The sequence below is a fragment of the Pseudomonas sp. Nvir genome, assembly GCF_963778085.1.
GTDB classification, from domain to species: domain Bacteria; phylum Pseudomonadota; class Gammaproteobacteria; order Pseudomonadales; family Pseudomonadaceae; genus Aquipseudomonas; species Aquipseudomonas juntendi.
This window is the reverse complement of record NZ_OY970405.1, coordinates 1,487,420-1,507,341: the sequence shown is the minus strand read 5'-3', so window position 1 is coordinate 1,507,341 and position 19,922 is coordinate 1,487,420. Positions and strand designations below refer to the sequence as shown.

General features: G+C 62.0%; 24 protein-coding genes and 1 tRNA gene. 9 read left to right on the top strand and 16 right to left on the bottom strand.

What is annotated here, in order from left to right:
- Window positions 1–51 precede the first annotated feature (51 nt).
- From AACG97_RS07235 to AACG97_RS07225, 3 genes are read left to right on the top strand one after another with little or no spacing between them, the layout of a single operon-like run.
- Window positions 52–522 (top strand): HNH endonuclease signature motif containing protein, encoded by a 471-nt coding sequence (locus tag AACG97_RS07235; RefSeq protein ID WP_225785778.1) that lies wholly within the window; start codon window positions 52–54, stop codon window positions 520–522.
- Complete coding sequence (locus AACG97_RS07230; RefSeq protein ID WP_064314535.1) at window positions 512–754, top strand: hypothetical protein; 243 nt, start codon at window positions 512–514, stop codon at window positions 752–754. The genes AACG97_RS07235 and AACG97_RS07230 overlap by 11 nt, the downstream gene beginning before the upstream one ends.
- Before the next feature lie 54 nt (window positions 755–808).
- Complete coding sequence (locus tag AACG97_RS07225; protein WP_064314536.1) at window positions 809–1,057, top strand: helix-turn-helix transcriptional regulator; 249 nt, start codon at window positions 809–811, stop codon at window positions 1,055–1,057.
- A 2-nt stretch (window positions 1,058–1,059) separates the two neighbouring features.
- On the opposite strand, the gene AACG97_RS07220 is transcribed toward AACG97_RS07225, so the two are convergent.
- The 7 genes from AACG97_RS07220 to dapA all read right to left on the bottom strand — a co-directional run bounded on the left by AACG97_RS07220 (window position 1,060) and on the right by dapA (window position 6,508).
- Window positions 1,060–1,686: a HEPN domain-containing protein gene (locus tag AACG97_RS07220; RefSeq protein WP_064314537.1), complete on the bottom strand. Its 627-nt coding sequence runs from the start codon at window positions 1,684–1,686 to the stop codon at window positions 1,060–1,062.
- Between the two features lie 28 nt (window positions 1,687–1,714).
- A complete protein-coding gene (locus AACG97_RS07215; protein WP_064314542.1) occupies window positions 1,715–2,692 on the bottom strand; it encodes a site-specific integrase in 978 nt (325 codons plus the stop codon).
- Window positions 2,693–2,802: 110 nt separating this feature from the next.
- Window positions 2,803–2,892: transfer RNA gene (locus AACG97_RS07210), tRNA-Ser, on the bottom strand.
- Between the two features lie 91 nt (window positions 2,893–2,983).
- Window positions 2,984–3,694: a phosphoribosylaminoimidazolesuccinocarboxamide synthase gene (gene purC, locus AACG97_RS07205; protein ID WP_004375217.1), complete on the bottom strand. Its 711-nt coding sequence runs from the start codon at window positions 3,692–3,694 to the stop codon at window positions 2,984–2,986.
- Window positions 3,695–3,724: 30 nt separating this feature from the next.
- Window positions 3,725–4,483, bottom strand: a complete 759-nt coding sequence (locus AACG97_RS07200) for an MBL fold metallo-hydrolase (protein ID WP_009682009.1) — start codon at window positions 4,481–4,483, stop codon at window positions 3,725–3,727.
- On the bottom strand, window positions 4,484–5,605 hold the full coding sequence (bamC, locus tag AACG97_RS07195) for an outer membrane protein assembly factor BamC (protein ID WP_009682010.1): 1,122 nt from the start codon (window positions 5,603–5,605) through the stop codon (window positions 4,484–4,486).
- 15 nt (window positions 5,606–5,620) lie between these two features.
- The gene (dapA, locus tag AACG97_RS07190; protein WP_009682011.1) at window positions 5,621–6,508 is read right to left on the bottom strand and encodes a 4-hydroxy-tetrahydrodipicolinate synthase; all 888 of its coding nucleotides are present in this window, start codon (window positions 6,506–6,508) and stop codon (window positions 5,621–5,623) included.
- 259 nt (window positions 6,509–6,767) lie between these two features.
- On the opposite strand from dapA, the gene AACG97_RS07185 reads away from it, so the two are divergent.
- The gene (locus AACG97_RS07185) at window positions 6,768–7,328 is read left to right on the top strand and encodes a glycine cleavage system protein R (protein ID WP_197885934.1); all 561 of its coding nucleotides are present in this window, start codon (window positions 6,768–6,770) and stop codon (window positions 7,326–7,328) included.
- 10 nt (window positions 7,329–7,338) lie between these two features.
- Complete coding sequence (locus AACG97_RS07180; protein ID WP_009682013.1) at window positions 7,339–7,812, top strand: peroxiredoxin; 474 nt, start codon at window positions 7,339–7,341, stop codon at window positions 7,810–7,812.
- A 160-nt stretch (window positions 7,813–7,972) separates the two neighbouring features.
- Here AACG97_RS07180 and AACG97_RS07175 read toward each other — a convergent pair whose 3' ends face one another.
- Window positions 7,973–9,043 (bottom strand): AI-2E family transporter, encoded by a 1,071-nt coding sequence (locus tag AACG97_RS07175; RefSeq protein WP_029887111.1) that lies wholly within the window; start codon window positions 9,041–9,043, stop codon window positions 7,973–7,975.
- Between the two features lie 20 nt (window positions 9,044–9,063).
- On the bottom strand, window positions 9,064–9,303 hold the full coding sequence (locus AACG97_RS07170) for a sulfurtransferase TusA family protein (RefSeq protein ID WP_009682015.1): 240 nt from the start codon (window positions 9,301–9,303) through the stop codon (window positions 9,064–9,066).
- A gap of 123 nt (window positions 9,304–9,426) precedes the next feature.
- Between AACG97_RS07170 and AACG97_RS07165 the strand changes: the two genes are divergently transcribed.
- Complete coding sequence (locus AACG97_RS07165) at window positions 9,427–10,863, top strand: M48 family metalloprotease (RefSeq protein WP_029887110.1); 1,437 nt, start codon at window positions 9,427–9,429, stop codon at window positions 10,861–10,863.
- A gap of 54 nt (window positions 10,864–10,917) precedes the next feature.
- Here AACG97_RS07165 and AACG97_RS07160 read toward each other — a convergent pair whose 3' ends face one another.
- The gene (locus AACG97_RS07160) at window positions 10,918–11,649 is read right to left on the bottom strand and encodes an amidotransferase (protein ID WP_029887109.1); all 732 of its coding nucleotides are present in this window, start codon (window positions 11,647–11,649) and stop codon (window positions 10,918–10,920) included.
- A 527-nt stretch (window positions 11,650–12,176) separates the two neighbouring features.
- On the opposite strand from AACG97_RS07160, the gene AACG97_RS07155 reads away from it, so the two are divergent.
- Entirely contained in the window at window positions 12,177–12,977 is an 801-nt protein-coding gene (locus AACG97_RS07155) for a cytochrome c (RefSeq protein ID WP_225785779.1), read from the top strand.
- A gap of 68 nt (window positions 12,978–13,045) precedes the next feature.
- Here AACG97_RS07155 and AACG97_RS07150 read toward each other — a convergent pair whose 3' ends face one another.
- The 4 genes from AACG97_RS07150 to AACG97_RS07135 form a co-directional block, all read right to left on the bottom strand.
- Window positions 13,046–13,375 carry a ribonuclease E inhibitor RraB gene (locus AACG97_RS07150; protein WP_054881731.1) on the bottom strand — a complete coding sequence of 110 codons (330 nt, stop codon included), beginning with the start codon at window positions 13,373–13,375 and terminating at the stop codon, window positions 13,046–13,048.
- A gap of 177 nt (window positions 13,376–13,552) precedes the next feature.
- On the bottom strand, window positions 13,553–13,789 hold the full coding sequence (locus tag AACG97_RS07145; protein ID WP_197885936.1) for a hypothetical protein: 237 nt from the start codon (window positions 13,787–13,789) through the stop codon (window positions 13,553–13,555).
- 212 nt (window positions 13,790–14,001) lie between these two features.
- Window positions 14,002–16,059: an LTA synthase family protein gene (locus tag AACG97_RS07140; protein WP_197885937.1), complete on the bottom strand. Its 2,058-nt coding sequence runs from the start codon at window positions 16,057–16,059 to the stop codon at window positions 14,002–14,004.
- 261 nt (window positions 16,060–16,320) lie between these two features.
- Window positions 16,321–16,512 carry a PLDc N-terminal domain-containing protein gene (locus AACG97_RS07135; protein WP_009683250.1) on the bottom strand — a complete coding sequence of 64 codons (192 nt, stop codon included), beginning with the start codon at window positions 16,510–16,512 and terminating at the stop codon, window positions 16,321–16,323.
- A gap of 126 nt (window positions 16,513–16,638) precedes the next feature.
- Here AACG97_RS07135 and AACG97_RS07130 point away from each other — a divergent pair, with 126 nt between their 5' ends.
- Complete coding sequence (locus AACG97_RS07130; RefSeq protein WP_009683249.1) at window positions 16,639–17,577, top strand: ZIP family metal transporter; 939 nt, start codon at window positions 16,639–16,641, stop codon at window positions 17,575–17,577.
- A 554-nt stretch (window positions 17,578–18,131) separates the two neighbouring features.
- Here AACG97_RS07130 and AACG97_RS07125 read toward each other — a convergent pair.
- Both AACG97_RS07125 and AACG97_RS07120 read right to left on the bottom strand, forming a co-directional pair.
- Window positions 18,132–18,662, bottom strand: coding sequence for a hypothetical protein (locus tag AACG97_RS07125; RefSeq protein WP_125855613.1), 531 nt, complete (start codon window positions 18,660–18,662; stop codon window positions 18,132–18,134).
- 58 nt (window positions 18,663–18,720) lie between these two features.
- Window positions 18,721–19,245, bottom strand: coding sequence for an ankyrin repeat domain-containing protein (locus AACG97_RS07120; RefSeq protein ID WP_054881728.1), 525 nt, complete (start codon window positions 19,243–19,245; stop codon window positions 18,721–18,723).
- A 266-nt stretch (window positions 19,246–19,511) separates the two neighbouring features.
- Here AACG97_RS07120 and AACG97_RS07115 point away from each other — a divergent pair, with 266 nt between their 5' ends.
- On the top strand, window positions 19,512–19,784 hold the full coding sequence (locus tag AACG97_RS07115; protein WP_009683246.1) for a DUF3509 domain-containing protein: 273 nt from the start codon (window positions 19,512–19,514) through the stop codon (window positions 19,782–19,784).
- Window positions 19,785–19,922: the final 138 nt, after the last annotated feature.

Sequence of the window (19,922 nt, the reverse complement as noted above, 5' to 3'; positions counted from 1 at the left end):
GCGGAAGACGCTGTCCTTCGCCAGTTCTATCCGACCCGAACGAACAAGGAAATGCTCGTGTTGTTGCCGGAACGCACCAAGACCGCGATCACACTGCGGGCCAACCTGTTCGGCCTGAGTAAGACCGAGGCACATCGATCAGAAACACATCGACGGATCTTTCTGGCTGCATGTGAAGCCCGGGGAGAATCGCCGGGCCAAGATCCTAGACCGATAGGCGCTACCCATCGTAAAGGCCGCTACACCCTAATCAAGATCGCTCAGCCAGATGTGTGGAAGCCGCTGCATGTCCATACCTGGGAGCAGGTAAACGGCCCAGTCCCCGAAGGAATGATCGTCGCGGCAAAGGATGGGAACGTCCAGAACGTCAACCTCGATAACCTTTGCCTGCGAACGCGAGCCGAGCACCAATTGCGCAACAACCACCACTACCGAGGACTGCCGGAGGAGATCGTTGACATCCTCCACCTGCAGAACGAACTGAAAAAAGAGATCAAGAGGAAGACTAGGAATGAAAAATAAGCTCAGCGACCTTCGAGACCACCTGTTCGCCCAGCTCGAAGCGGTGCGTGAGGCCGATGACGACAACTTGGCCAAGGAGGTCCAGCGGGCCCAGTCAGTATCGGATATCAGTCGTGTGCTGATTGAAAGCGCAAAGGTTGAGATCGACTACTTCCGCCACATCGGCGGCGAGAACCCGGCCAGCTCGTTCATTGAGTCGAAGCCATCCCTACCGCCAGCGAAACGAACCTGACGTGACAGTTCAGCATGACAATCAAAACCTGACGCGTCAGGCCGGGAGGAAGGAATGAGCGAAGAGACCGAGGTGCTGACGGTCGAGGGCCTGGCCAAGCTGCTGGGCCGCACCGAGGCGTCGATCAGAGAGGGCATTCGTCGAGGCGTGCCGTGGTTGCCCAAGAGCTTCAAGATGGGCAACCGGCACTGCTGGCTGAAAGAGGACGTGCGCAAGTTCCTGCGCGAGTATCGGGATGGGGAACACGCAAAGCCGAAGCCTGGCCGGAAACGGAAAGCCCCTCCATCTTTGCGTGTTGCTTGAGTCTATCGAATCGATTCGATGGCCGCGATTACTGATGCTATCCAGTCTACATCCAGAGATACTTGGTCAGGGTTTAGGTCGTTGAACTTAAGTTGTCTGGGGCGAGAAGATCGAAGAATATCGCCTTCGTGCGCAATTTGATTTCTCCGGTGCACCAACGGATTCAATCGTTCCTTGATATCAGCAACGCCAACGTTTAGAACTTTAGCCGCTTTGGCCCAGCCGTCCACGACTCCTGCCATAGACATAGCCATCTGGACTTGGTCGAAAGACTGGAATGTTTTGTATAGCAACTGTTTTTGAGCCGTATTCTTTAATGCGTTCCAAGGCCGGGTTTCTTTTCCTGCTCGCCGCCCTTCAATCATAGCGTCAGCAAGTGCCGCGACATCCGAAAAAGGTATATCGAGTTTAGCTAATGCCTTGGGGAGCTTCGCATTCTTGGATACCGCGGTGATTTCTTGGAACACCATCCAATGCATATAGGAGTCCATTGCGCCAATAGCCATGACCAGCGCCGACCGGACCAAGTCGTCACGGACATCAATATTTTCAGATTTTTTAGACGCTAGGAGGAGATTCCTGCTGCGAGTTATGCAGGAATTTGCAGCTTCAATAGCCGTAAACGCCATAATATGTCTTCCTTGAAGTGTTTGATGTTCAACCCAGCTTCTCAGCGAGGTCTTGGGGGCTCAGGTGCGTATAGCGCTTGAGCATCGCCAGGGTCTTGTGACCCGTGATACTCGCGACTTCCATCATGGTGAAGCCGCGCTCGAAGAAACGACTGGTCGCCTCATGGCGTAGGTCGTGAAGGCGCAGCCCTTCAATCCCGGCAGCCTCGCAGGCTCGGGGAAAGTAATTGCTGATTGTGTTGAGGGCAAGGCTAAAGTATCGGCCGCCACCGATCGGCGTGGGCAGGCTCTCCAGCAGGGCGATCGCCCGGGAGGACAATGGCACGGCGCGCCGCTCGCCGTTCTTGGTGTCTTCGAGATATGCCACCTTGCTGCGCACTTGGTCGCGGCGCAGCAATAACAGCTCAGACCGGCGCATTGCCGTCTCCACCGCCAGCTCAATAAACACCGGAAGCTGGGCATTCATCTGACCGGCTGCCTTGTACAGCGCTGTGAGCTCCGCCGGCGTCGGGCGCCGATCTCTCTCCTTGCTACCCTTGGGCATCCGGATAGCTCGGCATGGGTTGGTCAGTCCTTCGATTCCCCATTCCTTGGTGGCCACCGTAAAGAGATGGCTGATCACCGCCAGATTGAGGCGTACTGTCGCCGTCGACTTTCCTTCCTTCAACTCAGCATCACGGTAGGCAGCCATATCGCTCGAGCGGATGGCAGCCAGGCCTTTGCTGGCCAGCTTGTGCTCTTTCCACTTCTTGATGCGGACCTGCTCTTGCTTGGCCCCCTTCTTAGTGGAGGTAACCTCAGAGAGGTAACGGTCCAGGGCCTCGGCGAGAGTGGTGCTCTCGGCTTCGCGCATGTCAACAAAGCGCGCACGCGACATGTCACCCTCGATCTCGGCTGCCCAGCGCTGGGCTTCTGCCTTGGTATCAAAGGTGGCGGAAAGGGTTGGATATCCTTTGCGGCGGATCTGGGCGCGCCAGGCGTCCCCGCGCTTCTCGTAGTAGGCCATGGGGGAAATGATAGCGAACGCTTGGGGGAAATACACGCTCCCCCATTCCCCCAAAATTCCCCCAAATGAAAAAGGCCCCGAGGGCTATACAGCGCTCGGGGCCTTTAATATGGCGGAGAGATAGGGATTTGAACCCTAGGTACTGTTGCCAGTACAACGGATTTCGAATCCGTCCCGTTCGACCACTCCGGCATCTCTCCAATGCCGCGCATCATACCAGCGTTCTTTTAAAACGCAAACCTTTTTTTAAAAAAAATCGCGTGGTATCAGGCGCTTGCGTGAACGCACCGCTTACAGCGGCACGCCCAGGCGCTTGGCAACTTCTTCGTAGGCTTCGATCACGTCGCCCAGGCCCTGGCGGAAGCGGTCCTTATCCATCTTCTTGCGGGTTTCTTTGTCCCACAGGCGGCAACCGTCTGGGCTGAACTCGTCACCCAGCACGATCTGGCCGTGGAATACGCCGAACTCCAGCTTGAAGTCGACCAGCAGCAGGCCGGCGTCATCGAACAGCTTGCTCAGCACTTCGTTGACCTTCAACGACAGCTTTTTCATTTCTGCCAACTGCTCGGCGGTGCCCCAGCCGAACGCGACAACGTGGGACTCGTTGATGAACGGGTCGCCTTTCTCGTCGTTTTTCAGGAACAGCTCGAAGGTGGAGGGCTCCAGCTTGATGCCTTCTTCAACGCCCAGGCGCTTGACCAGGCTGCCGGCCGCGTAGTTGCGCACTACGCATTCGACCGGGATCATGTCCAGCTTCTTGACCAGGCACTCGTTGTCGCCCAGCAGCTTGTCGAACTGGGTCGGCACGCCGGCTTCTTCCAGCTTTTGCATGATGAAGGCGTTGAACTTGTTGTTCACCATGCCTTTACGGTCGAGCTGTTCGATGCGCTTGCCGTCGAACGCCGACGTGTCGTTACGGAACAGCAGGATCAAGCGGTCGGCGTCATCGGTCTTGTAAACCGATTTGGCCTTGCCGCGGTAGAGTTCGTCGCGTTTTTCCATGATTGGGCTCCGCTTGCTTGAGGTGTTGGGCTAGGCGATTTCGCGCCAGTCGAGCCCGTGTTCCTGATTCGCCACCTGGAGCCAGTCCGGGTCGCACCCAAGGGTGTCGACGAAGCACTGGCGCGCCAGATGTGGCAGGTTGTTCTTGCTGCTGAGGTGGGCCAGCACCAGGTGCTGCAGGTTGTTCCAGCCCAACTCGTGCACCAGGCGCGCGGCCTGGTGATTGTTCAAATGCCCTTGCATGCCCCCTACACGCCGCTTCAAGAACGCCGGGTAGTGACCGCGCGCCAGCAGGTCGCGGCAGTGGTTGGCCTCGATCAGCAGTGCATCCAGGCCTTGGTAGCGTTCCAGCAGCAGCGCGTCGTACGAGCCCAGGTCGGTGAGCATGCCAAAACGGCGCTTGCCGTCACTGACCACATACTGCAAGGGCTCGTAGGCGTCGTGCTCTACCCGCGCGGCGTTCACTTGCAGGCTGCCGATATGCAGGCTTTGGCCACAGGCGAGAAAACCGGCCACCTCCACCGGCTTGCGCATGCCGCGCAAGGTGCCTTGGCTGAGGTAGACCGGTACATTGTAGCGCCGTGACAGCAAGCCGACCCCATGCACGTGGTCGGCATGTTCGTGGGTGACCAGCACCGCACTGAGTTGCGCCGGCGAAACCCCGAGCAGCGCCAGGCGCCGCTCGGTTTCGCGCAGGGAAAAGCCGCAATCGACCAGGATGAACGTGTCACCACTGGCGATCAGCGTGCCGTTCCCTTGGCTCCCGCTTCCGAGTACCGCGAAGCGCACTTAGCCCAGGTGGTCCTGAATGGCGCTCAGCACACGGCGAGCGACATCGGGCGGCGCCACGGTGTTGATGTTTTTCTCGACGGTGACCTGCACGCTTTCACCCACCTTGCTCAGGCGGACCTGGTAGCGCTCGGCACGGGCTTCACGCTCTTCCTTGGTGGGCTCGCTGCCGAACAGGCGGCCGAAGAAGCCCGGCTGGTTCTGCTTGTCTTCAGGCTTTTCCGACAGGTTGATGTAGTACAAGCCCAGGCTGCGGTTGATGTCCTCGACACGCCACTGGCCACCCTGCTCCAGGGCGCGGCCTACACCCGACCAGGCGCGGTCCAGGTCGGAGCCCAGGTAGAGTACCGGGTTACCGCTGCCGTCCTCGCTCAGGCTGACGCGGCTTGGCGCGTCGAAATCACGCTCAGCCAGCAGCGACACCGAACCGCCCTTCTCGGCGCTGCGGTTCATGCTGGCCAGCATTTCGTCGACCAGCAGGGCATCGGCGCCGGCATTGGCGGAGGTGGACGGGAACGCAGGCTCGGCGGTGCTGCCGGCCGGGCGCTCGACGCTGACCACATACACCTCGGAGGTGTTGCGTTGCACGCCAGGCTCCATGCGCACACGTACGCGCACTTCGCTGTCAGCGCTGCTGGCAGTGCTGGCAAGGCGCTGGCCGAGCGATGCCGACAGCTCGTCGAAGCGCTGCCAGCTGGTGTTGAATTCACCGGTCTGCGGGCGCTCCTCGTCGATACGGAAGCCGTTGTCCTCAAAGAACTGGCGGGCCACCGGCCACACCTCGGCCGGCGAGTGCTGGGCCAGCACCCAACGGCTGCTGCCGCTGCGCTGCAGGCTGTAGTCGGTGACCTGGCCAGCGCCACCGGTCAACGGTTGCGGCCGCGGCACTTCGTACTCGCCCGTGACGTTGTCATCGGCGACGTTACGCGGAATTGGCAACAGCGGGTCGAGCCGCTTGACGTTGCTGGCGTCCGGCGGCAGTTGCATGGGCGCGGTAGGGTGCGCCTGCAGGTAGTCGCTGCCGCGGTCGCGGAAATAGCCATCCTCGCCCCACAGCCAGCCACACCCACTGGTGCTGGAGATAATCAGGGCAAGGGCAGAAAGACCAGCCAGTCGCTTCATGCGGTGTACTTCCTCTTAAACCAGTACGCCGGACTGGCGCAAGGCAGTACGGACTTTGTCGTGGCAACCTTCGCTGAGCCAGGTCAGCGGCAGGCGAATACCCTTTTTCATCAGGCCCATTTCAACGAGCGCCCACTTCACCGGGATGGGGTTGGCTTCGCAGAACAGCTCTTTGTGCAGTGGCATGAGTTTTTCGTTGATAGCGCGGGCCTTCTCGGCATCGCCCGCAAGGGCGGCCTCGCACATATCGGCCATTTCGCGCGGGGCGACGTTGGCGGTGACGGAGATGTTGCCCTTGCCGCCCATCAGGATCAACTCGACAGCGGTAGGGTCATCGCCAGACATGACGATGAAATCGCTGGCAACGCCTTCCAGGATGGCCTTGGCACGGGCCAGGTCGCCGGTGGCTTCCTTGATACCGATGATGTTCGGCACAGTCGACAGGCGGATCACGGTCTCGGCCTGCATGTCGCAGGAGGTGCGGCCCGGCACGTTGTAGAGGATCTGCGGGATGTCGACGGCTTCGGCAATGTGCTTGAAGTGCTGGTACAGGCCTTCTTGCGTTGGCTTGTTGTAGTACGGCACCACCAGCAGGCAGGCATCGGCGCCGGCATTCTTGGCGTTCTGGGTCAGGTGCACGGCTTCGGCAGTGGAGTTGGCACCGGTACCGGCGATGACCGGGATGGGCTTGTTGCTGCGCTTGACGCGCTCGACCACATGCTTGATGACCAGGATGTGCTCTTCGACATCGAGCGTGGCCGACTCACCGGTGGTGCCGACAGCGACGATCGCATGGGTGCCGTTTTCCAGGTGGAAGTCTACAAGTTTGTCGAGGCTGCCCCAGTCAACACGCCCTTGTGCATCCATGGGTGTGACCAATGCCACCATACTGCCCGCAATCATGTAACTGCTCCTGCCGGAAAAAGAGAGCGGTAATGGTACTGGGGGCATCGGCCTTGCACAAGCGAAGCAGGCGGGCGGAGCATTCCCCTCGGCGCCTTATTTCGCTACCCTTGATGCTTTGATCGGTGCAGCGCGGCCCGCCGGGCCGTCGACCTTGCTCCCGGCCAGCGTCCAAGACCTCGCATGCGAGCCCCGGGCCCTGCCGACTGGAGGCTTTCTCCCGTCCTGTACCGACCGCTCATCGCTTTAGGAATGCTGCATGTCCACCCCCACCGTCCGCGAACAATTCCTCGTCATCAGTGCCTTGGGGCCCAACCCCATGGAACTGGCCAACGTCCTCAGCCGCGCTGCCTTCGAAAACCGCTGCGCGGTGGTTACCTCGCGCCTGAGCCGCCACGGCGAAACCAGCGCCCTGGTGCTGCAGGTAGGCGGCAGCTGGGACGCCCTGGCCCGCCTTGAAGCCATGCTGCCAAGCCTGGGCAAGAAGTACGGCCTGACCCTGGACGTGGTGCGCAGCGCCGACCAGGAGGTACGCCCGCAGGCCCTGCCTTATGTGGCCTACGTCAGCGCCGCCTACCGCCCGGACATCATCAACGAGCTGTGCCAGTTCTTCCTCGACCACCGCGTCGAGCTGGAAGCCATGACGTGCGATACCTACCTGGCGCCGCAGACCGGCAGCAGCATGCTCAATGCCCAGTTCACCGTCATTTTGCCGGCCGGCACGCAAATCAGCTGGCTGCGTGACCAGTTCCTGGACTTTGCCGACGCCCTGAACCTCGATGCGCTGATCGAGCCATGGCGCCCACAGAACCCAATGTAAGGAAGCGATCATGGCTGTAGCACTCGACCAACCTGTAGCGCACTTCCAGGCCCAGGCCACCGGCGGGCAAACCGTGAGCCTGGCCGACCTCAAGGGCCGGCAGGTGGTGCTGTACTTCTACCCGAAGGACAGCACCCCGGGCTGCACCACCGAAGGCCAGGGCTTCCGCGACCAGCATGAAGCCTTTGCCGCAGCCAACACCGTGGTGTTCGGCGTGTCGCGTGACGGCCTCAAGTCGCACGAGAACTTCAAGGCCAAGCAAGGCTTCCCGTTCGAGCTGATCAGCGACAAGGACGAGGCCCTGTGCCAGCTGTTCGACGTGATCAAGCTGAAGAAGCTGTATGGCAAGGAGTACATGGGCGTCGATCGCAGCACCTTCCTGGTCGACAAGGACGGTGTGCTGCGCCAGGAATGGCGTGGGGTGAAGGTGCCCGGGCATGTGGATGCCGTGTTGGCAGCAGCTCAGGCACTGAACAAGGCTTGAGATCGTTGGGGGCGCTTTGCGCCCCTAACGCGACATGAGGCCGCTCCTACGCCGGGCGGGGGCGGCCGGCATTACTGCGGGGCCGGGCCGGCATCATCGGAAATCGCGATGCCTGTAGGAGCGGCCTTGTGTCGCGATGGGCTGCAAAGCAGCCCCAAATTTACAGCATCGGTGACACAATAGGCTCCTGCCGCGGCCAGGCATCCAGCACAGCCTTGATCAGGGTCGCCAGCGGGATGGCGAAGAAGATCCCCCAGAACCCCCACAGCCCGCCAAACAACAACACCGCGCAAATGATCGCCACCGGGTGCAGGCTCACGGCCTCGGAAAACAGCAGCGGCACCAGCACGTTGCCATCCAGCGCCTGGATGATCGCGTACACCGTCATCAGGTAGATGAACTGATCGCCCCAGCCCCATTGGAACAGTGCAATCAGCGTGACCGGCACCGTTACCACTACCGCGCCCACATAGGGCACCACCACCGACAGCCCCACCAGCAACGCCAGCAGCGCGGCATAATTGAGCCCGAGGCTGATGAACGCGATGTAGGTGGCAATGCCACAGATCAGAATCTCGATGCCTTTGCCACGGATGTAGTTGGCGATCTGCCGGTTCATCTCGCTACCCACCCGGTTCAGCAGGGTGCGCTGGCGTGGCAGGTAGCCACTGACCCAGCGGCCGATGAGTTCGCGGTCCTTGAGGAAGAAGAACACCAGGATCGGCACCAGCACCAGGTAGATCATGGCATTGACCAGCAATGGCAGGCTGGACAGCGAGAAGGTCAGCGCCCATTGGCCAAATTTGCCGATTTCACCGCGCACCGATTCGATGGCATGCAGCACCTGCTCGTCCGACACCAGGTGCGGGTAACGCTCGGGCAACAACAGCAACAACGACTGCCACTTGCCGAGCATGCCCGGTAACTCGTTGAACAGGGTGATCAGCTGGTGCCACAACAGCGGCACCAACACCAGCATGAACAGCGCCAGCGCCCCCATGAACAGGGCAAATACCAGCATCACTGCCAACCGCGTGGGCACCCGCAAGCGCTCCAGGGCATTGACCAGGCCTTGCATGAGGAACGCCAGCACCATGCCCGCCAGCACCGGCGCGAGCATGCCACCCAGGGTTAGCACGGCCGTGAACGCCAGGAACAGCAAGACCGCCAGCACCACCGCTTCTTCATCGGAGAAGTAGCGCTGCACCCAGTCGCGAAGCACTTTGAACATTGACGATCCTTGGTAAAGACTCAGGCCTTGCGCAGCCAGTAGGTGTAGGTGCCGGCCTCGGCCGTTTCCTGCAGCAGGGTATGACCGGCCAACGTGGCGAAAGTGCGGAAGTCGCGCTGCGAGCCGGTGTCGGTGGCGATCACCTTGAGCACCGCGCCGCTGGCCAGGCGGTTGAGCTCCATCTTGGCCTTGAGTAGCGGCAAAGGGCAATTCAGCCCGCTGGCGTCGAGTACGGCGTCGCAGGTCAGGGTGTCACTCATTGCAGGGTCTCCAAAGGCATTGCCAGACTGCTTGTTGGCAGGGCTGCCTAGGATAGCGCCACTGGTCGCCAACGTGTGAGCCCGCTACAGTAGCTATCTTTGACACCGACGCGAGCTTCGTGCATGAAACTACTGCGCCCTACCCTGCTGACGCTGGCCTGCCTGTTGGCCCTCCCCGGCCATGCTGACGACCTGCCATCACTGGGTGACGCCAGCTCCGCGATCGTCTCGCCGCAGCAGGAACACCAACTCGGCCGCGCCTGGCTGAGCCTGTTGCGCGGCCAGGTCAACCAGCTCAACGACCCGCAACTCAAGGACTATGTCGAAACCAGCGTGTACAAGCTGGCCGAGACCAGCCAGCTGCAGGACCGGCGCCTGGAGTTCATCCTCATCGACAGCCGCGAGCTCAACGCCTTCGCTGCGCCCGGGGGCATTGTGGGGGTCAACGGCGGGCTGTTCCTCAACGCACAGACGGAAGGCGAATACGCCTCGGTGCTGGCGCACGAACTGGCGCACTTGTCGCAACGCCACTTCGCCCGCGGCGTCGAGGCCCAGCAACGCATGCAACTGCCGATGATGGCAGCGCTGCTGGCCGGGATCGTACTGGCGGCGGGGGGCGCTGGCGACGCCGGCATCGGCATGATCGCCGGCACCCAGGCGGCGGCCATTCAGGAGCAGCGCCGGTTCTCGCGGCAAAATGAACAGGAAGCGGACCGCATCGGCATCCTGAACCTGGAAAAGGCCGGCTACGACCCACGCAACATGCCAACCATGTTCGAGCGCCTGGCCCGCCAGTATCGCTATGACGCCAAGCCACCGGAGTTTCTGCTGACTCACCCGGTGACCGAGTCGCGGATCGCCGACACCCGCAACCGCGCCGACCAGGCGCCACCGGGCGGTATCGAAGACAGCGCACGCTACCAGCTGATTCGCGCCCGCGTGGCGCTTATCTACGAAGGCACCCCAGGGCTGGCGGCCAAGCGCTTCCGTGCCCAGCTCGACGAAGACCCCAAACTCGATGCTGCACGCTATGGCCTGGCCCTGGCGCAGATCAAGGGCGGCCAGCTGAACGAAGCGCGGGAAATGCTCAAGCCGCTACTGGCCAAGGCGCCCAACGACATCACCTACAACCTGGCGCAGATTGACCTGGACATCACCAACAATCGCCTGGCCGATGCCCAGCAGCGCGCCGAGCGCATGCAGCAGCTATACCCCGGCAACTACCCGCTGAAACAAGTGCGCGCCGATTTGCTGGTGAAGCTGAACAAGCCTGCCGAAGCCGAGAAAGTGCTGGACGAGCTGGTGAAAAGCCGGCCGGATGATCCGGACGTGTGGTACGACATGGCCGAGGTGCGCGGTTTGTCGGGCAATACCATCGGCTTGCACCGGGCGCGGGCAGAGTACTTCACCTTGGTGGGGGACTTTGACCAGGCGATCCAGCAGCTGGATTACGCCAAGCGCCGGGCCGGCGGGAATTTCCCGCTGGCTTCGCAGATTGACCAGCGCCAACGCGAGATCATGGAGCAGCAGCGCATGGTCCGGGACATGATGGGGCGCTGAGCCCCGGGGCGGCCGTGGGGCACGATCGGGCTGCTGTGCAGCAGCCCCCGGCCATTACGCCGCGTCGTGTTTGCTGACCGGCTGCTGGATGAACCGCAACATCCACTCGCCCACCAGGTCGCCCTGGTGCTCGCTGGCCAGGCTGGCCACCGCCTTCTGGTACACCTCGTCGCCCAGGTATTCCTGGCGCGCATCGAGCAGCGCGCGGGAGTAGTCGTGGACAAACTCCGGGTGACCCTGGAAGCACAGCACCTGGTCGCGGATGTGATACGCCGCATTCGGGCAGAAATCGCTGGAGGCAATGACCGTGGCGCCTTCCGGCAGTTCGGTCACCTGGTCCTGGTGGCTGATCAGCAAGGTCAGCTCCGACACCTCAGGGTCCATCCACGGGGCGTGCGCCGCCAGCGAGTAGCGGTGAATGCCCACGCCCCAGCCCTTGTCGGCACGCTCGGCCTTGCCACCCAGGGTCAACGCAAGCAGCTGGTGGCCAAAACACACACCCAGCAATTTCTCGCCACGCGCGTAAAGCTTCAACAGGTAGGCCTTCAGCGTCTGGATCCAGGCATCGGTACCAAACGAGTCTGCCTTGCTGCCCGTGACCAGGTAGGCATCGAACACTTCGCTGTCGGCGGGGTAATCGCCGTTCATCACGTTGTACACACGAAACTCTGCGGCAATCGGCTGCCGCGAGAACAGCTGCTCGAACATCCTGCCGTAGCCCTGGTATTGCGCCGTCAATTCCGGCCGCAGAACATCGGTCTCAAGGATGCAGATGCGTAACGACATAGGATTAGTCCTGAACGACATGGGTGGGAATCTGCTGTAGAGCCTGACGCGAAAGGCACGTACAAGCAAGTAGGCGGCACTGACGAACGGTCACATTTTGTCGGTGCCCTATGGATGGCTGCGCCACCGTCTAGCGAGAGCATGCTAGCGAGATGGCACATGGCCTCATAGCCATGAGGCCTGAAAGTCTCGACTACTAGAACAAAGAGTTCTCGAACATGGATAACGCACGCCCTACTGTTGGTTGTATATCCACTCATAAAAGGCAGGCAGTTAAGGCGCCACACCACGCTACTGCGATCGACCCGAAGCGCGACAAGGAAGCCAACGGGTACTCAGGAATAACAACAAGAAGGCGGTCCGCCATGTTCAGACATTCGAAAATACGCCAAGCCGGGCTTATTTTATTCGCCACTACATTGCTGCTGATCGTGCCGAACCTGACAAGGTTGTTCGGCTGACTGCAGCAGTGGCGTCTACGGGCAGTGCGCAGGTAACCTGCTGGCCTCTTTGGTCGGAGTGTACCCATGCGCCATTGCCTTGCCCTGCTTGCGCTGCTGCTGAGCCTGCCACTGTCGGCGGCACAACTGCACCTTGAACTCGGCGCTACCCAGCGCCAGTGGAGCAGCGACGAACTGCTCAGCCACCCGCAAGCGCAGACCATCCGCATCGAGCAGGACGTAGCCTATAACCGCCCAATGCAGTACCGGGCGGTGCCGTTGGCTGCGCTGTTGCCTGGCGTTACCGCCAGCGACCACCTGCAGGCGGTGGCACTGGACGGTTTTGCCGCAGAAATGCCCGCTGCGCCGCTGCTGCAGAAAGGCCCGGCGCAGGCCTGGCTAGCCGTGGAAGACCCCAACCAACCTTGGCCACCGCTGGGTGCAGGCAAACCTGGCGCTGGGCCGTTCTACCTGGTATGGACAGCAGCGCAGGCCGGCGGGATTCGCCCGGAGCAATGGCCATTCCAGATCGCCACTTTGCGCCTGCTCCCCCCGGTAGCGCAGCGGTACCCGGCATTGCTGCCCGACCCGACGCTACCCGCCGACAGCCCGGTACGCCAGGGCTTTGCCCTGTTCCAGCAAAACTGCATGGCCTGCCACCGCCTGAACGGTGGGGGGGATGCGCAGGTTGGGCCGGACTTGAATGTGCCGCACAACCCCACCGAATACTTTCAGCCGGGTTATTTGCGCATGTTGATCCGCGACCCGCAAAGCCTGCGGCAGTGGCCACAGGCGAAGATGCCGGGCTTTGCCGAAAGCGTGCTGAGCAACAAGGAGCTGGATGCGCTGCTGGGCTATTTGCAGCATATGGCCAAGCGCAAGCGTTAGTGGCTGCTTAGGGTAAACCCGCACCTGCCTGGCGCGGGTGTGCCTGAGATGATGGCCACGCAGGGCTGCTAGGCCGTGAGCCGCTCGTGCTTGACCCCCCAACCCTCCACCTCGCCGCCATAGGGCGTCACCAACTGCTCGAAGGCCTCTTCAAAGTCGCCAATCCCACAATAGGTGGCATACATGACCTTGCTCAGCTCCAGGTGCCAGCCACCGTCGCCCTCCTTCACCTGGGCATTGAGCGATTCGCCGCGAAACTGCCTGGCAGCACGGCGCGCCCCGGCTTCGTCGGGGAATACGGCATAGAACTCGATGGGGTGGATCTGGGTGAAGTCGAAACCGCCTGCTTTCATCTGGCGCAGGACGTTGCTGCTGATATCGTCGTTCTGGCTGCTCATGAAACGTCCTCCTGAATAATGCAATGGATAGACTTTCCGTGCTACTGCGCACCTGCCGGCAGCGGCCGGGCAGTACGAGCTGATGCAAGACGCGAATGTATGCGGTGCCAGCCCGCATATTAGGCGAGCACCTGCTGACAGCGTAGCGCCTGCCAAGGCACCACGCAATCGTGTGGATCAGGGGTGTTCGTGAATGCTGTTGATCTGTACGCCGCTGTGCTCGCGCAGCCAGCGTGCAGTGGGGGAACTTGCGCGGTCTTGGAAGTCGTTGAGGTCCAGCTCGGCCATTACCGGAAACAGGTGCGAACGAATGGCCCTCGCCGCCTCTTCCTCGCTAGGGCAATCTTCGGCTTGCAACAGCAGAGAGGACAGTTCGCCCTTCTGGTTGGCAAAAGTGACTTCCCACTCTTTCATCTAACGGACCCTCTGAGTCAAGGAACACAGGGTGTGTGTTACGCCTGAACAACTGACCTTGGGGCAAGGAGAATGTTCAGTGTGATGAAAGTGGCAGGCGCTGAAACGTGGGGCCATTGCGCGCCCCATCGCGACCCGAGGCCGCCCCCACAGGGGGGAGCGCCAGCACGAAGCTGGCACAGCCACTGTGGCAGCGGGTGACCCGCGAGCTTTTACTTCGGTGTGCCGTGCACCACACCGGCGGTGTTGTCCAGCAGGCTCTTGGTGGCGGTCTGGATGTACGCTTCAAGCTGCTTGAGCAATTGCGGCTGGTCGGGGCTTTCGATCAGCTCGGCCTTGAACTCGCTGCCCAACTGGTAGCGGTATATGCGCGGGGTCATGTCTTTGGACTCGATCAGAATGCGGTCGCCCTGTACCAGGCCGACGATCTGTTCGCTGCCCGACGGCTTGATCATGCCCACGCCCTGGTCGCCCTCAGGCAGGTTGAGCAGGTCGCGCCCCCAGCACTGGTGGCGGGCCTTGCCACCCAGGCGGCCCATGATGGTCGGCACGATGTCGACCTGGGTGCCCACGGTGTGGTTGACCGCACCGAACTTCTCCTGAATGCCCGGGGCAATCAGCAGCAGCGGCACGTTGAAGCGGCCCAGGTCCAGCTCGGTGACCTGCTGGTGGTTGCCGAAACCGTGGTCGCCAACGATCACGAACAGGGTGTCCTTGAAGTACGGCTCTTTGCGCGCCTTCTCGAAGAACTGGCCCAGCGCCCAGTCCGAATAACGCATGGCGGTCAGGTGCTCGTCCAGGCGGCCCTGGCCGGTCACCTTCTCGACGGGCAGGTCTTTGGGCAGCGCATACGGGGTGTGGTTGGACAGGGTCTGCAGCAACGCATAGATCGGCTTCTTGCCATCGTGCTTGGCCAGCTCCTCGTTGCCGCGGTCGAACATGTCCTGGTCGGACACGCCCCAGGTCGGGTCAGAGAACACCGGGTTGACGAAGTCGTTGCGGCCAATGAAGGTGGTCATGCCCTGGTTGCCGAAGAACCCGGACTGGTTGTCCCAGGCGAAGTCGCCGTTGTAGACGTAGACGTCGTCGTAGTCACGGGCGCTGAGCAGGGCTGGCAGACCCGACAGCTTGTGGCCGCCTTCCGGGGTTTGCATCAGGTATTCGAAGCCCGGCAGGTTGGGGAAGCACGCCATGGTGGCGAACATGCCCTGGTGGGTGTGCGTGCCGTTGGAGAAGAAGCGGTCGAACAGCAGGCCCTCTTTGGCCAGCTTGTCGAAGTACGGGGTGATGTTGTTCGGGCTACCCAGCGCACCGACCGAGTGGCCGGCAAAGCTTTCCATCAGGATCACCACCACGTTCTTGACCGCCAGGGTGCGCTCGGCCGGCGGCAGGAAGTCGCGGCGCACGGCAGCTTCGTCGGCATCGACCAGGGTGTCGTTCGGGGTCAGCAATTGCTTGCGCACGGTTTCGGTGGCCAGGCCCTGCTCCAGTACCGGCTTCCAGATGTTGGCGCGGTCTTCGCCAAAGCGGCTCTTGGCGGCGTCGATCAGGGTCAGGGTGCCGTTCAGGCCCAGCTGGTTGACGAAGTTGGAGTCGGTGGTGAACGCATCGCCCCAGCGCATCGGCGGGCCTTGGCGCAGCGTGCCACGGGCGGCGACCACGGCCACCAGCAAGACCACCATGAACACGGCCAGGCGGTTGTACCACGGCGCCACGCGTTGTGCGCCCTGGCCCCGGGTGATGCGGTCGATGCCCTTGAACAGCAGGCTCAGCAGCCAGGTGCCGAAAGCCCAGGCCAACAGGTAGCGCACCACCGGGAAGCCGTACCAGAGCATGCTCAGTACGGTTTTCGGGTCTTCCTTGATGTACTGGAAGACCAGGCCGTTGAGGCGCTGGTGGAACTCGCGGTAGAAGTCCATTTCCATCAGGCCAAGGAACATCACCACGCTGGAGGTGAGTGTCAGCCAGAAACGGAACACCCCTCGCCGGGCCATGGCCCAGGGGCTGAGCATGGCCAGCAACAGCGGAATGCTGAGGTACACCACCACCCGCAGGTCGAAGCGCAAGCCATTGATGAAGCCTTCGGCGACGGTGGAGTAAGGGGTATCGCCGACCATATCGCTGTTGTAGACCAACAGCGCCAGGCGCACGAGGCTGAGCATCAGCATGATCACCAGGCCGCTGAGCAGCGTGTAGGCCAGGTGGGATTTCAGGGTGGGCGAGAACGGTGCTCGCGCGCCCCGTTGCTTCAAGGCGTCCGTGTTAGCCATGAATGGGAAGGTCCTAGGATTGCGGGTTGCGAAGAGGGCGTTGGCACTGGGCCAACGCAGCATTGTGCGGGTGCGGATTCTGTTTAAACCAATGTGAAAATTTTGTCACGGGTGTATTGCCGTTCATGTGGGCTGTAGGAGCGGCCTCGCGTCGCGATGGGGCGCAAAGCGGCCCCCAAAAATGTATGCCACCGTGCACGTTCAGGGCCGCTACGCGCCCCATCGCGACGCGAGGCCGCTCCTACAGGGGGCATGGAGCGGTCAGATCCGCACATTCCCCCGCGGCCCGGCGATGGCCCAGATCACCAGCCCCACCACGGGCAGCAGTGCGATCAGCAAAATCCACAACACCTTGCTGCCCACCTCGCTGCCGCTCTTGATCACGTTGAGGATGGCCCAGATGTCCAGCGCCAGAATGATCAGCCCAACCAGGCTGTTGAATGTCGACCCCATGCTTTGACTCCCTTTCAGAGGCTGTGCTGCACAGCATAGTCAGCTATCACGGCAATAGAAGGGAATCCTTGGCGGTGGCGGCAGGTCCCTGAGTAAACTGCCAGCAGCCATTGAACCGAGGTCCGCATGCCCGTCGCACAGCCGCAAAGCCCTACCCCACCCTCGCTGCGCAATGCCTGGCGCCAACAGGTCGTGAATGCCCCGTGGCTCAGCGCCGGGCTGGCGCTGAGCCTGCTGGCGGTTTGTGCATTGCTGGCGGCCAGCTTCTGGAACGCGGTGAACGGCGACCATGCCGACAACCTGCACCTGGCGCTGCTGGGCGGGTTGTCCGGGTTCGGCGCCACGGCACTGGGGGCAGTGCTGGCGGTGGTGCTGCGCGATGTGAGCGCACGCACCCAGGACGTGATGCTGGGCTTCGCCGCCGGCATGATGCTGGCAGCCAGTTCGTTTTCGCTGATTCTGCCGGGGCTGGACGCCGCCCGCGAAATCACCGGCAGCGGCCCGGCGGCGGCGTTCACCGTGGTACTGGGCATGGGCCTGGGCGTGCTACTGATGCTGGGCCTGGACCGCTTCACCCCGCACGAGCATGAAAGCACCGGCCCGTGTGGCCCCGATGCCGAGCGCATCAACCGGGTGTGGCTGTTCGTGCTGGCGATTACCTTGCACAACCTGCCGGAGGGCATGGCGATTGGCGTGAGCTTTGCCAACGGCGACCTGAACATCGGCCTGCCGCTGACCAGCGCCATTGCCATCCAGGACATCCCCGAAGGCCTGGCCGTGGCGCTGGCCTTGCGCGCTACCGGCTTGTCGAACTTCAAGGCCGCACTGGTGGCGATTGGTTCGGGGCTGATGGAACCGCTGGGGGCGGTGATCGGGCTGGGTATCTCGACCGGCTTCGCCCTCGCCTACCCCATCAGCATGGGCCTGGCGGCGGGGGCGATGATCTTCGTGGTCAGCCACGAAGTGATTCCCGAAACCCACCGCAACGGGCACCAGACGGCGGCGACCCTGGGGTTGATGGGTGGGTTTGCGGTCATGATGTTTCTGGATACCGCGCTGGGCTGAAGTTTTGGGTTGGCTGTACAGGCTCTATCGCTGGCAAGCCAGCTCCCACGGGGATCGCATCAGGGCTGACAGGTGTTTGCCACAAGGTAGGCAGCGCCTGTTAGAGCGAGCGCCGCCCGCGCGGCGCATCGCGAGCTGCGCTCGCTCCTACGTTTGTTTCGGGCCAATTATTCCTGTGGGATTTGCGCGCGAACGCCTTGGCGCATGCCTCAAAATCGCGTCGTACGAACAAGGCGGTCGCGCGCACCTGGCACAGGGGTTACTGGCCCGAAACAAACGTAGGAGCGAGCGCAGCTCGCGATGCGCCGCGCGGGCGGCGCTCAATCTCACAGGCACTGAAGATGCAGCGGCTACCCTTGCCAGGAACCATAGAATCTCCCACAGGGATCGCATCAGGGCTGACAGGTGTTTGCCACACGCGCTGAAGATGCAGTGGCGAGCACCTGGCATGATGCATTGCCAGAAACCATAGAGTCCCACAGGAGCAGCACTGGGTTCGAACGCTGTGGTGGTGCTGTGGGAACTGGCTTACGCGCCACAGGGGCCATCAGCCTTCAGACATGCACGGCAACTTTCAGGGCTTCAAGGGCTGGCTCGACCTTGATCCCCAGCTCCGCGCCCAGTTCCAGCACCCGCGCCAGGTCGTGCTGGCCCACCATCACCATCTGCAGCTCGTCATCCAGCAATTGGCTGAAGTTCAGTAGCACATAACCGCCGGCTTCCTTGTTCAGCGCGCCCATCTGCACCTGAATGCGGTTCAAGGCAGTCAGCGGCTCGGTGCGGGCCAGTTGTTTGGGCTTGAGGGTGAACGGCACGCTGCTGTCGAACGAGTCGCTGATCTGCTGGAACAGCGCCTGGTAGCTGTCGGCCTGGAACACCACGGTGTCCGGCAGGCTGCCCAGCACCACCCATTCGCCCAGCGGGATCGGGAAGGTGTCGTCGTAGTTGATATCAGGGTTGGCGGCGAGGAACGCGGCCGGGTCGGCGTAAGCCTGGGCGGCCTCGTCGGCGATGCGCTCGATGTCGGCCTCGCGCATGCAGCCAGCGCCAATGAGGCTGATGAATTCGAGCAACTGAGTTTTCATGAGGGGGGCCTGCGGCGGGTGAAAGTCGCCAAGGATAGCCGCAAATGCCCCCAGGCCGTTAGCCGGCCTGCACTTGCAGGCGTGCTGCGGTATCCACCGCGCCCATGGTGCGCGCGGCCATCAGCGCGGTGGCCCCGCGGGCGTCCTGGCGCGCCGGGTCGGCGCCCTCGGCCAACAGGTAATCGAGTATCTCGCAGCGGTTGAACATGGCCGCCAGCATCAGCGCCGTGCGCCCATCCTGGGCCGCTGCGTCTACCGGCACGCCGTGCTCGAGCAACAGGCGGATCATTGCCAGGTCACCCTTGAAGGCGGCACCGGCGATCGGCAACTGGCCGTTGTCGTTGGCAATCAGCGGGTCGGCGCCGTGGGCAAGCAGCACACGCACTGCGTCATGGTGACCGTGGTAGCTGGCCAGCATGACCAGGGTGTCCCCTTTGTGGTTACGCAGGTTGGCCGGCAGGCCGCTGGCGAGCAAGCGCTCGAGCATCTCGGCATCGCCCTGGCGGGCCCGTTCGAACACCTGCTCGGCAAAGGCTGCGGTTTCGTCATCGGTCATGGTGGCGTGTGCGGCTTGGCTGGTCATCGGGAACCTCCTTGCGTAAATGATTGCCCAAGTGTTTGTCAGGCACGCAATTGCGGTCAAAGGTTCATATTCTATTGCGCCGATAGCCACCGCCCGCTTCGTGCAAATTGCACTGTGCAAAATGCACGACCTTGCAAGCTGCACGGAAGCGCTTCTGCAAAAGCATTGTAAGCCACTGAATTTAAAGGAATTTTCATGAATTCAGATTCTGGCACGGTCACTGCAACTACCTACTCATGTCTGCCACACAACAGCCAGGAGTTGCTATGGACCTTATTCAGCAAAAATTCGTCTCGGTATTTTCGGCCTACGAAGTGACCACCCAGGCTCGCCCAGACGGCGGCGTGCTGCTGACCCTGCGTGCGGCTGATGGCAAAGTGACCCGACGCGTACTGACCTATGGGCAATTGCACAGCGCCGAGCAGCTGTCGTGGGCCATCAGTGCCATCCGCCGTGACCTGGCTGAGCAGGCCAGTGAACTGCCGGTGATCTCGATGTTGCAGAGCCAGCAACGGTTTGCCTTGCCGACCTACCGCTGAATGCTGTGGAGATAACACAGCCCTAGGGTCTGCGTAGTCGAGCGGGGACTTGTGTGGGAGCGGGCGTGCCCGCGAAGAATCCAGTGAGGTGGCTGGCACCGGCTACGCCGGTGTTCGCGGGCATGCCCGCTCCTACAA

What these genes read in the sequence shown, in the direction of transcription:
- bamC (WP_009682010.1), bottom strand. Translation starts at nt 5,605, where the DNA reads ATGAAGCGACTGGCTGGTCTTTCTGCCCTTGCCCTGATTATCTCCAGC.
- AACG97_RS07215 (WP_064314542.1), bottom strand. Translation starts at nt 2,692, where the DNA reads ATGGCCTACTACGAGAAGCGCGGGGACGCCTGGCGCGCCCAGATCCGC.
- AACG97_RS07230 (WP_064314535.1), top strand. Translation starts at nt 512, where the DNA reads ATGAAAAATAAGCTCAGCGACCTTCGAGACCACCTGTTCGCCCAGCTC.
- AACG97_RS07170 (WP_009682015.1), bottom strand. Translation starts at nt 9,303, where the DNA reads ATGAGTGACACCCTGACCTGCGACGCCGTACTCGACGCCAGCGGGCTG.
- AACG97_RS07180 (WP_009682013.1), top strand. Translation starts at nt 7,339, where the DNA reads ATGGCTGTAGCACTCGACCAACCTGTAGCGCACTTCCAGGCCCAGGCC.
- AACG97_RS07220 (WP_064314537.1), bottom strand. Translation starts at nt 1,686, where the DNA reads ATGGCGTTTACGGCTATTGAAGCTGCAAATTCCTGCATAACTCGCAGC.
- AACG97_RS07145 (WP_197885936.1), bottom strand. Translation starts at nt 13,789, where the DNA reads ATGAAAGAGTGGGAAGTCACTTTTGCCAACCAGAAGGGCGAACTGTCC.
- AACG97_RS07185 (WP_197885934.1), top strand. Translation starts at nt 6,768, where the DNA reads ATGTCCACCCCCACCGTCCGCGAACAATTCCTCGTCATCAGTGCCTTG.
- AACG97_RS07175 (WP_029887111.1), bottom strand. Translation starts at nt 9,043, where the DNA reads ATGTTCAAAGTGCTTCGCGACTGGGTGCAGCGCTACTTCTCCGATGAA.
- AACG97_RS07150 (WP_054881731.1), bottom strand. Translation starts at nt 13,375, where the DNA reads ATGAGCAGCCAGAACGACGATATCAGCAGCAACGTCCTGCGCCAGATG.
- AACG97_RS07165 (WP_029887110.1), top strand. Translation starts at nt 9,427, where the DNA reads ATGAAACTACTGCGCCCTACCCTGCTGACGCTGGCCTGCCTGTTGGCC.
- AACG97_RS07155 (WP_225785779.1), top strand. Translation starts at nt 12,177, where the DNA reads ATGCGCCATTGCCTTGCCCTGCTTGCGCTGCTGCTGAGCCTGCCACTG.
- dapA (WP_009682011.1), bottom strand. Translation starts at nt 6,508, where the DNA reads ATGATTGCGGGCAGTATGGTGGCATTGGTCACACCCATGGATGCACAA.
- AACG97_RS07160 (WP_029887109.1), bottom strand. Translation starts at nt 11,649, where the DNA reads ATGTCGTTACGCATCTGCATCCTTGAGACCGATGTTCTGCGGCCGGAA.
- AACG97_RS07140 (WP_197885937.1), bottom strand. Translation starts at nt 16,059, where the DNA reads ATGGCTAACACGGACGCCTTGAAGCAACGGGGCGCGCGAGCACCGTTC.
- AACG97_RS07235 (WP_225785778.1), top strand. Translation starts at nt 52, where the DNA reads ATGCTCGTGTTGTTGCCGGAACGCACCAAGACCGCGATCACACTGCGG.
- AACG97_RS07125 (WP_125855613.1), bottom strand. Translation starts at nt 18,662, where the DNA reads ATGAAAACTCAGTTGCTCGAATTCATCAGCCTCATTGGCGCTGGCTGC.
- AACG97_RS07120 (WP_054881728.1), bottom strand. Translation starts at nt 19,245, where the DNA reads ATGACCAGCCAAGCCGCACACGCCACCATGACCGATGACGAAACCGCA.
- AACG97_RS07135 (WP_009683250.1), bottom strand. Translation starts at nt 16,512, where the DNA reads ATGGGGTCGACATTCAACAGCCTGGTTGGGCTGATCATTCTGGCGCTG.
- AACG97_RS07130 (WP_009683249.1), top strand. Translation starts at nt 16,639, where the DNA reads ATGCCCGTCGCACAGCCGCAAAGCCCTACCCCACCCTCGCTGCGCAAT.
- AACG97_RS07115 (WP_009683246.1), top strand. Translation starts at nt 19,512, where the DNA reads ATGGACCTTATTCAGCAAAAATTCGTCTCGGTATTTTCGGCCTACGAA.
- purC (WP_004375217.1), bottom strand. Translation starts at nt 3,694, where the DNA reads ATGGAAAAACGCGACGAACTCTACCGCGGCAAGGCCAAATCGGTTTAC.
- AACG97_RS07225 (WP_064314536.1), top strand. Translation starts at nt 809, where the DNA reads ATGAGCGAAGAGACCGAGGTGCTGACGGTCGAGGGCCTGGCCAAGCTG.